This window comes from Niallia yueguangensis (assembly GCF_052663115.1).
In genome coordinates this window covers 26,105-39,353 of sequence record NZ_JBQTCX010000018.1, presented here as the reverse complement: position 1 = coordinate 39,353, position 13,249 = coordinate 26,105, and the positions used below count along the sequence as shown (strand labels likewise).

The following is a 13,249-nucleotide window of genomic DNA, read 5'->3' as shown; positions in this document are numbered from 1 at the left end:
CGCAGCCTGCATACACTTCGCTTTCCTTGGGCGAGCGTCGAGCCTCCTCGTCGCATACGCTCCTGCGGGGTCTCGTCTTTCTCGCATTCCCACAGGAGTCTACGTGTATGCAGGCTGCTAAGAAACACTTTTCCAAATGTTTTATGTAAAATACAACAAACTTTGAGAAAATAGCCTAATGGTAAATACTCCTGCTTTTAATATAAGATCACTATTCCATCTATTCTTGATTAAATTTCTTTTTAGAAATCCATCTATTCGCTACTATAATTGTTAGCGCCACCCATACAAGTACCACTAATACATTTCCTATCACTTCTATATTAACTGTTCCTAAAATTAATACTTTCATAGCAAGTTTACTCATACATGCTGGATTCACATAATCTATAACAGGACTTATTCCAACTACAATTCTACAGCCAAGTAGAAATACAATAGATATTAATGCAATAATACCTTGGCTATTAAAAATAGTACTAACCATTGTCGTGAAGGAAACGATAAACAAAACCCATACTAAATAAAACATAAAAGCCAAAATAAAATCTGAAAAGTTCACATTGGAATATAACAAATTAACATACAGATAGGAAACGGTATACCCTAACGCTGCACTACAGGCAATAAACAGATAATTAGAAATGACTTTTCCACTTATATATTCCATAACATTTACAGGTCTTGTAAAAATAAAAGATAGCATACCGTTTGCTTTATCTGACTGTACCACTCCCATCATAGAAACAATAATAATGATAATGCCTAATTGATCAAACTGGGAACCTAATGTACTAGCAAGTACTTCCCCACCCTTTTGAGCAGCGATACTTGGATCAATGGTGATACCTTGGCTACCGCCTATTGCTTTTAATATAGAAGGTAAATAGTAACTTACAACTGGTTGCGTTATCCCTAAAAAAATAAATACTAGAGGCAGCCAAATAACTTTAAATTCCCGTACTATCTGAACAAATTCCTTTTTCGCTAATACAGTAAAACTATTCATTTTTCCACCACCAATTTTAAGAATATCTCTTCTAATGTATCGTTATCTATTTCAAATCTTATTAAATCAACCTTATACTCCAGTGCACTAGCGAGCAGCATGTTTTTATTCTGGTCTATATTTTCGACCTCTATTTTTACTTTATTACCTAATACTTCAATACTTTTTACATAGTTTAAGTTCTTCACTATTTCCATCCATTTTTGACTTTTTTCCGTCATTTCCATATTAATTTTCTGATCGCTGTTCCTATTTAATAATGCAGTTAATGTTGTATCTTCTATCTTTCTACCATTTTTCATCATGACAAATCTTTCACATATTTCTTCTGCATCACTTAAAATATGAGTGGACAATAATATTGTTGTCTCCTTCTTCATTTCTTGAATAATATTCAGTACTTCTCTTCTTCCAATGGGATCTAATGCAGATACTGGTTCGTCCATTACAATCAAAGATGGTTTATGCAACAACGCCTGTGCAATTCCCAGCCTTTGTTTCATTCCGCCTGAAAAAGTTCCAACCTTTGAATTCAATTCCCCGCTTAGCCCTACTTTCGACATTAATTCTGGAATAGCCCTGGTTACTTCTTCTTTTTTTATTCCAGAAAGCTGCCCCATAAAAACTAAAGTTTCTTGAGCAGTCATCCATGGAAAAAAATTTGGATACTGCGGCAAGTAGCCGATTTGCTTTTTCATTTTTGAAATTTTCTTTCCATCAAGTAAAACTTCACCTTCATTGGGATCAATAATATCTAACATAGCTTTTATTAGTGTCGATTTGCCAGCACCATTTGGTCCTATCAATCCGACACATTCTCCTGAATGCAATTCCATCGAAAAATTATTTACTGCCGTTTTTTCTTTAAATTTTTTCGTAACATGTTTAATTTCTAATTTCATATTCTGCCACTATCCTTTCTGCCAATAACGAAATACAGAATTGAACCAAGCATATTAACAAAAATAATAATAAACGCCCACAATAAAACATTTTTTCTCGTTTTACGATGCCTGTATAAATCAATTAAAGCGATTAAAATTAATACTATTCCAATTGCAAGCACCGGTAAAACAATCGGTAGAAATGACAAAAAATCAACACCGTTCAATCCGTAATGCACTTCCATATCTTTCACTCCTTCATTCAATTATATTATCATTATTGATAATAATAATATAATTGTCAAACCATTCCTCCTTGTTACTTATAATATTGTGTTAATTCCCTCTGTTATTTATAATGATAATATTATCATTAATGGCATATTCACTTTATTGTAAGGAGAAAAATCATGAATAAAGCGGAAGTTTTAATGCACCCAGTTAGGATAAAGATTTCTCAAGCTTTAATGAGAAACAAAGAAAATGGGCTAACTCCTCTAGAAATGGTAAAAATTATTAAAGATGTACCTCAAGCAACACTTTATAGACATATACAAGTTTTACTTGATTCTGGAGTTATTCGTATTATTAAAGAAAAAAAAGTCAGATCCGTTTCAGAAAAATACTATTCTTTAAATGAGGAAGAGGCAAAGATAAGCAAAGAGGAATGGAAAAAATTATCCACCGAAAAAAAATTAGACTATTTTTCTTATTATCAATTATCACTGATGAATCAATATCAAAACTATCTTTCTTCACTAGAAGAAAAAGGTTCGACAGAAGATGGGTCAACCTTTTCCCTTTTAGAATTAAAGCTTGATGATGAAAGCTTTAACAACTTTCAAAATGAATTAAACGATCTGGTGGTTAAATACTTTAAAAACAATAAACAAGATGCACCAATTCGAACAGTTGGCGTTGCCATTATTCCCGAATCTTAAAATAGGAAGGGCTTTTAGCCTCTTCCCTCTCACCTAAGGATCTCCATCTAAGTCCCAAAACATTCTAAAATCAGGCTCTGTTTTATATACCCTTTTTTTTCAGCTCTATGACTTTTGTTCTTAACATTAGAGATGTAATGTCTCTAATGCCATCAAATTAAGCGTTTTAATAAGTTCATGAAATTTTAGAATATAACGGGAGTTCTTTTCTAGTTCACGGTGTTATCCATTTTTTGTTTACTGACAGGCACTCCCCTTCCAACATTTCCTTTTTTTAGTTAAAATACTATTAGGAAAAATCGATTGAAAAAGGATGGTGTTATACTTTGGACAAACCTACACTAGAAGTGTATTGTCTTAAACAAACTGGGGCTAGTCATGACTATCAAGTAGATTGGAAAGCAGATCGTTACCATGTTGGTGGGAAAATGTTTGCGATGATAGGTGGTGACTCTCAAGGAAAACCTATTATCACATTAAAATGCGACCCTGCACGTGCCGAGGAATTGAGAGAAATTTATGAAGGGATTATTCCAGGTTATTATATGAATAAAACCCACTGGAATTCTATTTATCTTGATTCGACTATTCCAGATGAATTATGGGAACTGTTAATTGCTCATTCCTATACATTAGTATTTGAAAAGTTACCAAAAAAACTACAGCGAGAAATCAACATGACAGTGTTTGTCGATAATAAAAATAGATAACAATATTTATAATTTGACCAAAAAAAAGAGGCAATCGGCTGCTCTCTTTTTTTTGTGAGCATAATTTTAGCATTTCCATCTAATTCTTGAGTGAAAAAAGACACTCTAGCTCATTTTTTTGTATGCTAAAAGTACTGATTTTCACTATATTTCAACCTAGATCTTTTATACTGCGTTTTATAACGGAATTATTACAAGAAAAAATAAGTTAATAAGAGATTGAAAGTTAAACTTTTAATTTCAATATGAATAGTAAGTTAATTAACATATGTGCATAACCCCTATTTTTTCCATAATAAAACGAAGGATATGGATGAAATAGGAAAACATAAATATAAAAAAAGGATAAGTACCTACGTTTAGAAAATATACCCACCCTATTATTCTATTAAAAAAAGGATAAATTTAACTTTTAAATACACAAATAAATAAATCTTTAATAGCCAAAAGCAGCTATAATCTTTGCTCGCTAATCATTTTTACAAAATTAATATGGCTGTTATAAAAGTAATAGAATGAATTCTATTCGTCCTAGTTATATTTTAGGGTAAAGAAGAAAAAGTCGAAATTTGTTACATTTGGTCGAATTGACGATGTTTCATTATCAACGTAATCTTGAGTTGTAACAGCAGCTTGTCAGTTTGTTTAGGATTATTGTCAAACTTCAACATGCTTAAATGAATAGATTCATATATAGAGTGACACATTGTGCATCGAACCATCAGGAGCTAGATTTTCATTACACATCATAATAATAGAAGTCAATGTTCCATAGTGACACTTTATTTCAATTTAAAAAGATGAATCTTCTTCATTTAGCAATATATATCCTACCTAAATAAATGACACAGATGCAGTTTCTTGGTCTAAAAAGCAACTAACTTTTTAGATACACTTTTTGGGAAAAGGAGAAATGTATGAACATCCAAAAGATTTTCAAACAAGCAACAGCAGTAACCTTTGCATCAGCCTTACTAGTAGGAGGTGGATCTTTAGCTTCTGCGAAAGAAAAAGACAGTATGGATTTCAAAGAAAGTTACGGCATTTCCCATATTGAACGAAGTGATATGCTAAAAATGTCTATACAACAAAAGCTGGAAAAATTTAAAGTGCCGACATTTGATGCATCAACGATAAAAAATATCCCTTCAGCAAAAGGCTTTGATAATAATGGCAACCCAATAGATTTAGATGTATGGGATACTTGGCCATTACAAAACGCTGATGGAACAGTAGCAGAATATAATGGATATGAAATCGTTTTTGGTTTAGCAGGAGATCCTAAAAACCCAAATGACACGTTTATTTACATGTTCTATAAAAAAGTAGGCGATAATTCTATTAAAAATTGGAAAAACGCTGGTAAAGTATTTAAAGCTACTGATAAATTAGGTCCAAATGATCCTATTCTAAACAAACAATCAGAAGAGTGGTCAGGTTCTGCAACTTTAACTTCTGATGGAAAAGTTCGCTTATTCTATACAAATCGTCATGAATTCAAACCAGAAAATGGGGATTTTGGAAAACAAACATTAACAACGGCGCAAGTCAACGTATCTCAACCAGATTCTGACACGCTTAAGATTAATGGCGTAGAAGATTTCAAATCGATCTTTGATGGAGACGGCAAATACTACCAAACAGTTGACCAAGCATTCGGCGGTGGAGACTTCTCTGATAATCATACATTAAGAGATCCTCACTACGTTGAAGAAAACGGTAAAAAATACCTTGTGTTTGAAGCAAATACAGGAACAGAAGTTGGCTACCAAGGAGCAGAATCTCTGTATAATAAAGCTTACTATGGAAAAAGTGAAGCCTTCTTCCAATTAGAGAAAAATAAATTAATGCAAAATCCTAAAAAGAAGGATGCTGAAATTGCTAACGGTGCACTAGGAATCATTGAACTAAATGATGACTATACGATGAAAAAAGTAATGAAGCCGTTGCTTGCATCTAATACAGTTACGGATGAAATTGAACGTGCGAACGTATTTGAAATGAACGGAAAATGGTACTTATTCACAAGTACTAGAGGATCTAAAATGATCGTTGATGGAATTGGTTCCAAAGATATTTATATGTTAGGTTATGTGGCAGATTCCTTAACTGGAGAATATAAACCTTTAAATGGAACTGGACTTGTATTACATCATGCTCTTGATCCTAATGATGTTACATTTAACTACGCTCACTTTGTAACACCAAACAAGAATAAAGATAATAATCTAGTAGTAACAAGCTACATGACAAATAGAGGTTACTTTAAAGATCAACATTCTACTTTTGCTCCAAGTTTCTTACTGAACATTAATGGATCAAAAACTGAAGTTGTAAAAGATAGCATCTTAGAACAAGGGCAATTAACAGTTGAAGAAAACGATAAGAAGTAATAGCAACAAATGAGTTAAATATATAAAAAGAAAATGCCAACCGTATATTGGCATTTTCTTTTTATAAGATGAATGAAAACAAAGTTCCAAGTACCTTCATTAGATCGATACCTTTTTATTTTTTTCCTATATTCTAGGTAATTGGAGAGTATACCAGGTACTTTTGGGACCCTCATCTAATCGCAGCAAGATAAGGCAAAAAAACAAAGTGGTGAATCGAATTGAAAAAACGAGCATTTAAATTTAATAAGAAAGCATCTATTTGGGTAGCTATTTTTACCGTGTTTCTCGGTCTAGTAATTGTCATAGGATTAATGGCAAATCATAAAGATAATAAAAATACTAAAGATAATAAGCAAGTAAAACCAGTAACTCATGAAAAGCCGACCTATCGATCAACGTACCATTTTACAACACCGGATAAATGGAAGAACGATCCTCAGAAGCCGATTTATTTTGATGGAAAGTATCATTACTATTATCTTTATAATCGGGATTATCCGAAAGGGAACGGGACAGAATGGCGCCATGCAACATCAGAGGATTTGGTGCACTGGAAAGATGAAGGAGTGGCCATTCCTAAATATACAAATAAAAATGGTGATCCATGGTCAGGATCTGTCGTAGTGGACAAAAATAATACGGCAGGCTTCGGAAAAGGAGCACTTGTGGCCATCGTAACACAACCATCCGCTGATGGTGGAAAGCAAGAACAATATTTATGGTACAGTACAGACAAAGGAAAAACGTTTAAATCATACAGTGATCATCCGATTATGCCAAATCCAGGTACGAAGGATTTTAGAGATCCGAAAATCATTTGGGATCACCTAGCAGGCAAATGGGTGATGACAATGGCAGAAGGATCAAAAATAGGTTTTTATGAGTCTTATAATTTAAAAGAATGGCATTATACAAGTAGTTTCATGACAGAAAATATCGGAATTACAGAGTGTCCAGATCTATATATGATGCGTGCGAATGACGGTACCTTTAAATGGGTGCTTGGTGCAAGCGCAAATGGAAAATCGAGAGGAAAGCCAAATACGTACGCATATTGGACTGGAAACTTTGATGGAAAAGCATTTTTCCCGGACCATACAGAACCTCAATGGTTGGATTATGGTTTTGATTGGTATGGTGCTGTAACATTTGAAGAAGGAAAAGACAGTGATCCATCCAACCATCGTTATGCATTGGCATGGATGAATAATTGGGATTATCCGCATAATACGCCAACGCTAAAAGAAGGTTTTAACGGACTGGATTCGATTGTTCGTCAAATAAAATTAGTACAAGCAGACAACGGTGCATATACGTTGACGTCACAGCCTATTGAAGCATTGAATCAATTAACGAATTCAACGGATTCCTTCAAAGAAATTAAGGTGAATGGTTCAAAAACACTTGATGTAACAGGGGATGCGTATCAACTTGAAGCTGATATTTCTTGGGAAGATGCCAAGAACATAGGATTAAGGCTTCGAGAATCAGCTGACAAAAAACGTCATGTTGATGTTGGTATTTTTACAGAAGGGTCAAACTCTTATGTGAACAGAGGGCAAACTGGGCAGCCCGATCAAAGCAATAAAAATATTGAAAGCAGGGCACCATTTGATGCAAGCAAAAAGAACGTTCACTTAAAGATCCTCGTCGATAAAACGAGTATCGAAGTGTTTGTAGATGATGGGAAAGTTGCATACTCAAGTGAGATATTCCCGGAATTAAACGATAAAGGCATCAGCCTCTTTTCTGAAGGCGGCACAGCTACCTTTAAAAATATTAAAATCAAACACTTTCGTTCAATCAATTAAATAGCAATAGTTAGGGTGGCAGTCCTCCAGTGTGTAAAAGCATTTGGGACTGCCACCCTTATTAATTGTGATAAAATGTTTGTATAAATCTGATTAAAAAAGGAGCAATTATGAATAATGAACATATTCAAACAGCTATTGCATTTACAGAAGTAAAAAAGAATTATCTTGAAAATGATGAAGTTTATTCCGTCTTAAATGGAGTATCAGGCAAAGTTAAGCAAGGTTCTTTCGTTATGATTGTTGGTCCTTCAGGTTCGGGAAAAAGCACGCTTCTTTCGATGTGCAACTTGCTTCATACACCTGATGAAGGAGAAATTTACGTATTTGGAAAAGAGATCAGAAAGTGGGATGTTACGGAACTGCGAAAAAAAGTAGGAATTGCTTTTCAATCAGCTCCCATTCTTGACGGAACGGTTCGTGATAATATGTTAATTGTCCAAAAGCTGCATAATAAACAGCATCTTTCTCCTGAACAACTTTGTTCTTTAACAGGACTTCCACATAATTTATTAGACCGAGACGCCAAAGATTTATCAGGTGGACAAAAACAAAGACTTTCATTAGCTCGTACATTATCCAATCCTTCTGATATTCTGCTTTTAGATGAAATTACGTCTGCTTTAGACATTGCGGCTGCTCATGAAATCGAAGAACTTATTGTTCAGTTGAATAAAGAACAAAACAAAACGATTATTTGGGTCACTCATAATCTCGACCAAGCAAAACGGTTGGCAGATGAAGTATGGCTCATGATAGACGGTAAACTAATTGAAAGTGCCGACCCTACATTATTTTTTACAAATCCTAAGCACCCCGAAACACAGGCCTTTTTACAGGGGGCATCATTATGAGCAATCTATCTTTGTTATTTACGATTATTTTCGTGTTTATTGCGTTATTTTTATCGAAATCATTCCGCATCGGCCTTGAAAAAGATATAGTTGTCGCCAGCGTTCGTGCAGCGGTACAATTATTGGTCATTGGTTATGTGCTGTCGTTTATTTTTGACACAAACAGCCCTATTTTTATTATCTTAATACTTATTTGTATGTTAACTGTAGCATCACAAAATATTGTTAAGAAAAAGCAGCAAGGGTTTCAATTATTTTGGAGAGTGTTTATCACCCTGGCAATTGTAGAAGCCATTACACAAGGAATTATTTTAAGTATTCAAATCATTCCTCCAACAGCAAGATACATTATTCCTGTCAGCGGCATGATTATCGGAAATTCAATGGTTATTGCCAGCTTATTTTTAAACAGACTGCATGCTGAGGTAGATAGTCGCAGAGAAGAAATTCAATTAATTCTTGCACTTGGCGGTACATCCAAACAAGCCATTCATCATACTTTAAAGTCAGCCATCAAGACAAGTATGATTCCAACACTAGAAAGTCAAAAAACAATCGGCCTCGTTCAGCTTCCCGGCATGATGACTGGTCAAATTATTGGCGGTGCTAGTCCGATACAAGCAGTAAAATTCCAGCTGCTCATCATATTTGCCATAATGGCTTCTGCAACACTCACCTGTTTTATTTTAAGTCGACTTACATACCCTACTTTATTTAATTCATATCAACAGCTTGTTAAAAGATAAAGCTGTTTTCTCAAAGTTTGTTGTTTTTTACATAAAAAACATTTGGAAAAGTGTTTCTTAGCAGCCTGAATACACGTAGACTCCTGTGGGAATGCGAGAAAGGACGAGACCCCACAGGAGCGTATGCGACGAGAAGGAGAAGGCTCGACGCTCGCTAAACGGACGAAGTGTATTCAGGCTGCGGGTTTAAAAGCAACATTCCATACGAAAACAGTCAAAGAAAAAGAGCAAGGATTCTTACTAAACTAATGTTGTCCTTGCAGCTGATCTACTAAAGTTTTTGCTTGTTTATCAAGTTGACTGGCAGCTTTGCCAATACCAATAAATTCATGAACTGCTTGTTCGATACGAGAATGACTTTCAGAAATAGTCTTGTCTAAATGCTTGGTTCCTGTACTAATATTTTGCACTTGTTCCGTTATTTTCTCTACATTAGAATGTACCTCTTGAGTCGCTTCCTTAGCTTGATTCGCTAACTTTCGTACTTCGTTTGCAACAACGTTAAATCCACGTCCATAATCGCCAGCGTGAGCTGCTTGAATTGCCGCATTTAAAGCCATTAAGTTGGTGTGCGAGGAGATTTCACTGATGGTTTTCACTATACCTCGAATGGCTTCAGTTTGAATATTAAGAGATTGCAAAACCCTCATGTTTTCATTGGTTTGCTCCACCATTTGCATAATTGCAGAGGCGACTTTTTGACTGCGGGTAATGCCTTCTTCCGCACGTTCCTTTAGATTTTCCGCCATATGTTGTAATTCATATGTAACCTTTGAAGTTCCAACTTCACGAGCTGTAATATCCGTAGCGACTTTAATGACTGCTTAGATTGATCCTCTTTCATCAAAAACTGGTGTATAAGTTGCTTCAAGCCAGATAGTACTTCCTTGCTTAGTTACTCTTTGTATTTTTTGTTGAAAAGACTCTCCATTTCGGAAACTTTCCCAGAAAGCATCATATTCTGGACTTTGAGCGAATGCCGAAGTACAAAATTCACGATGATGCATATTAGGTAGTTCCTCAGCACTATAACCTATCGCATATGCAAAATTATGATTTGCCCAAAGCACCTTTCCATAAGGATCAAATTCAATCATTGCTAATGACTGTTCTAAAGCAGCAAGCACAGCATCTTGACCTAACACTTGGGTACTAGATGGGGTTATTTTGGAAAGATGGTCCATCGATATGTTAATCTCCTATTTTAAAATATTTTTCGATTCATTTTATAATGATTGTAATAGAGTACAAATCAGGATATCCTCTTTTGCAAGAATATAAGCCCGATTATAGAATAACATAAAGGCGTTTTTAAATAACTTTATTTGTATTTAAACGATAATAATATCAATTAACATTTGGAACAGCCTTATCAATTTGTTTAAGCGCCACCCCTTCACTTTTAGTTATCGTACACCCTCTATAACATAAAAAAAGCAGCATTCTATAAAGAAATTGCTACTACAGTTTGCTAATTATTTTATTTTATAGAGTATAGTTTTTTATCATTTAGATATGTAGTGGTAAACTCCTTAAGTCTTAAAGTGAGTCCACCGTGCCCAAATTTAATAAATTTCTGAGAGCTTGACTCACTGTTTTTGTCTTTCACAAAATCAAAAAAAGCTAACATATAGATTCTTCTATATACAATATTCATCACACCATAGTCATAAAACCAATTATCAATGGTGTTATAAACTCCTCGATTTATACGAAATTGTTGATTGCATTTGTTATAAAAGGATAAATCAGGAAGATTTAAATACTCGTTTTCTAGCAAAGTAGGTTTCCTTGTTTGTTGTGAGTAGTCCCTTAAGTTTAAAATGTTTCTTTGCATATATTACATCCTCCTTGATTTGTTGCTTTAATTGCTCTAATGAATCAAATTTTTTCTCTTCCCTTATGTGAAACAGCACGCTGCATTTTATTTTTTTCTCATATATATTTTCTTGAAAATCTATTAAGTGAATCTCTGTTGTCTTTTTTAAATTGGCATCAACGGTTGGCTTCACTCCAATATTCATCACACCTAAATAGGTTGAGCCATCTAGTGTCACAGCCACTCCATATACGCCATTATTCAACCAGTCTACATTTACGTCAATATTTGCTGTTGGAAAACCTATTTGTCTTCCGAGTTTTCTTCCAGATACAACTCTCCCATTAAAAAAAGGTTTTAATTCAAGATAAGATTTGTGAATATTCGTCAACACAATGACCCCTCCCATATTTAAATGCTATTTTTTTAAAAAAACCTATATATAAAGGCTCCCCGTTTAGATCAGGGAGCCTCTAGTTTTCTAGTCAGCTAAGCTATTAATATTTACTGGATTGTTTTTTTTGACGTTTCCTATCTTAAATATTGTATAAACAATTGCCACAATCCATAGAACAGCAATTCCTATATAAACGTATGGATAAACCGCTGCGTTCTCAATCCATGTCGTTACTAAAGTTCTTGCATTCACTAGAATAATAAACCCACCTACAAGAACACCCATTAGTTGTGCGTGAATTTTCCGAACTAGCCACGCAGCAATTGGAGCAGCGATAATTCCACCTATCATCAATGCACCAACCCACAGCCAGTTTACTTCTTCCCAACCTAAGGAAATAAAGAAACCAAGCGAAGCTGAAACTGCAATCGCAAATTCACTAGTATCAACAGTACCAACCACTTTTCGGGCACTCATTCCTTTACGAGACAGCAATATAGGAGTAGAAATTGGCCCCCATCCGCCGCCGCCTGTTGCATCAGCAAAACCAGCGATTAAACCTAATGGAATTGCTTGTTTTCGACTTAGCGTTATACCCTTTTTCTCTTCACTTGGGCGGAATTTAAATAAGAATCTGATAAGAACATAAGCCCCTAAAGCAAGCAGAAATAAAGATATATATGGTTTTGCCAAATCTCCTGGTAAATTACTCAGAAATGTAGCTCCTAAAAACGCTCCGATTGCCCCTGGAATAATCAGTCGATAAACCGTTTGCTTATCTACATTGCCAAACTTTATATGAGATGCTCCAGAAGCAGCTGTAGTTACCACTTCTGCTAAATGAACAGAAGCAGAAGCAACTGCCGGTGCGATGCTAAAAGCTAATAACAGAGAGGAAGACGTAACGCCATAAGCCATTCCCAATGCGCCGTCAATTAATTGTGCAAGCAAGCCAATAAAAGCAAAAATAATTAATTTTCTCATAACAAACACCTCGATAAATAATATGAAATATTAAGACAAAAGTGAAAATAATAACATGTTACTAAAAAGGCATAACCCTCCTAGATATTAAGGTTATGCCTTCGGTTTACCGATCAGCAATTTATTTTGTTTTCTAATTAAACAGAATTATATATCGTATTATTCCTACCTGTCAACTAGATATTAAAAAATAAATTAATTCCTATGCCCTTTACTTCATTTCATTAGCATACATTTTATCTATGAAACTTTTTATGAAAAAGGCTGTTTTCATATAGAATGTTGCTTTTAAACGCGCAGCCTGAATACACTTCGCTTTCCGTGGGCGATCGTCGAGCCTCCTCGTCGCATACGCTCCTGCGGGGTCTCGTCTTTCTCGCATTCCCACAGGAGTCTACGTGTATTCAGGCTGCTGAGCACTTCTTCTCCAATTTTTCATGTGAAAAACAACAAGCTTTGAGAAAACAGCCATGAAAAAGACTGATCCAAAAGGTCGATAACAACGACTTTTTGGATAAAAAATCTAAATATTAAAATAATTTATTCATTTTTCATTCATTTCTCCTCTCTTTTCATTCTAAAATCAACTATAGCTTCATTCAAAAACTAATCACATCTTCCTTTCACAAAAGCTAGTAAAATCAATAAAAATCTGCTTCTTCATAAAAAAATTTAAATTTTTTTATCCCTGTCACAGC

The 13,249-nt window shown here is 34.7% G+C and carries 13 protein-coding genes; 6 read left to right on the top strand and 7 right to left on the bottom strand.

All coding sequences use genetic code 11. The features are described from left to right. Positions 1 to 220: 220 nt before the first annotated feature. The 3 genes from ACTYA4_RS15800 to ACTYA4_RS15790 are packed head-to-tail and all read right to left on the bottom strand — an operon-like array spanning position 221 to position 2,138. Positions 221 to 1,009, bottom strand: coding sequence for an ABC transporter permease (locus ACTYA4_RS15800; protein ID WP_443483088.1), 789 nt, complete (start codon positions 1,007 to 1,009; stop codon positions 221 to 223). After that, positions 1,006 to 1,911, bottom strand: a complete 906-nt coding sequence (locus ACTYA4_RS15795) for an ABC transporter ATP-binding protein (RefSeq protein ID WP_443483087.1) — start codon at positions 1,909 to 1,911, stop codon at positions 1,006 to 1,008. The genes ACTYA4_RS15800 and ACTYA4_RS15795 overlap by 4 nt, the downstream gene beginning before the upstream one ends. Then, the gene (locus ACTYA4_RS15790; protein WP_443483086.1) at positions 1,908 to 2,138 is read right to left on the bottom strand and encodes a PLDc N-terminal domain-containing protein; all 231 of its coding nucleotides are present in this window, start codon (positions 2,136 to 2,138) and stop codon (positions 1,908 to 1,910) included. The genes ACTYA4_RS15795 and ACTYA4_RS15790 overlap by 4 nt, the downstream gene beginning before the upstream one ends. Positions 2,139 to 2,300: 162 nt before the next feature. Here ACTYA4_RS15790 and ACTYA4_RS15785 point away from each other — a divergent pair, with 162 nt between their 5' ends. From ACTYA4_RS15785 to ACTYA4_RS15760, 6 genes are all read left to right on the top strand, one after another. Continuing rightward, the gene (locus ACTYA4_RS15785) at positions 2,301 to 2,834 is read left to right on the top strand and encodes a helix-turn-helix domain-containing protein (protein WP_443483130.1); all 534 of its coding nucleotides are present in this window, start codon (positions 2,301 to 2,303) and stop codon (positions 2,832 to 2,834) included. Between the two features lie 326 nt (positions 2,835 to 3,160). After that, positions 3,161 to 3,544 (top strand): MmcQ/YjbR family DNA-binding protein, encoded by a 384-nt coding sequence (locus ACTYA4_RS15780; protein ID WP_443483085.1) that lies wholly within the window; start codon positions 3,161 to 3,163, stop codon positions 3,542 to 3,544. Positions 3,545 to 4,461: 917 nt separating this feature from the next. Continuing rightward, complete coding sequence (gene sacB, locus ACTYA4_RS15775) at positions 4,462 to 5,937, top strand: levansucrase (RefSeq protein WP_443483084.1); 1,476 nt, start codon at positions 4,462 to 4,464, stop codon at positions 5,935 to 5,937. A 314-nt stretch (positions 5,938 to 6,251) separates the two neighbouring features. Beyond that, positions 6,252 to 7,751, top strand: coding sequence for a 2,6-beta-fructan 6-levanbiohydrolase (levB, locus tag ACTYA4_RS15770; RefSeq protein WP_443483129.1), 1,500 nt, complete (start codon positions 6,252 to 6,254; stop codon positions 7,749 to 7,751). 110 nt (positions 7,752 to 7,861) lie between these two features. After that, positions 7,862 to 8,605, top strand: a complete 744-nt coding sequence (locus ACTYA4_RS15765) for an ABC transporter ATP-binding protein (protein ID WP_443483083.1) — start codon at positions 7,862 to 7,864, stop codon at positions 8,603 to 8,605. Further along, on the top strand, positions 8,602 to 9,351 hold the full coding sequence (locus tag ACTYA4_RS15760) for an ABC transporter permease (protein WP_443483082.1): 750 nt from the start codon (positions 8,602 to 8,604) through the stop codon (positions 9,349 to 9,351). Before ACTYA4_RS15765 ends, ACTYA4_RS15760 begins: the two co-directional genes overlap by 4 nt. Positions 9,352 to 9,596: 245 nt before the next feature. On the opposite strand, the gene ACTYA4_RS15755 is transcribed toward ACTYA4_RS15760, so the two are convergent. The 4 genes from ACTYA4_RS15755 to ACTYA4_RS15740 all read right to left on the bottom strand — a co-directional run bounded on the left by ACTYA4_RS15755 (position 9,597) and on the right by ACTYA4_RS15740 (position 12,551). Continuing rightward, positions 9,597 to 10,100: a methyl-accepting chemotaxis protein gene (locus ACTYA4_RS15755; RefSeq protein ID WP_445505713.1), complete on the bottom strand. Its 504-nt coding sequence runs from the start codon at positions 10,098 to 10,100 to the stop codon at positions 9,597 to 9,599. Positions 10,101 to 10,175: 75 nt separating this feature from the next. Beyond that, positions 10,176 to 10,535 carry a PAS domain-containing protein gene (locus ACTYA4_RS15750; protein ID WP_443483080.1) on the bottom strand — a complete coding sequence of 120 codons (360 nt, stop codon included), beginning with the start codon at positions 10,533 to 10,535 and terminating at the stop codon, positions 10,176 to 10,178. 564 nt (positions 10,536 to 11,099) lie between these two features. Further along, positions 11,100 to 11,564: a riboflavin kinase gene (locus ACTYA4_RS15745; RefSeq protein WP_443483079.1), complete on the bottom strand. Its 465-nt coding sequence runs from the start codon at positions 11,562 to 11,564 to the stop codon at positions 11,100 to 11,102. A gap of 87 nt (positions 11,565 to 11,651) precedes the next feature. Continuing rightward, the gene (locus ACTYA4_RS15740; protein WP_443483078.1) at positions 11,652 to 12,551 is read right to left on the bottom strand and encodes a sulfite exporter TauE/SafE family protein; all 900 of its coding nucleotides are present in this window, start codon (positions 12,549 to 12,551) and stop codon (positions 11,652 to 11,654) included. Positions 12,552 to 13,249 lie beyond the last annotated feature (698 nt).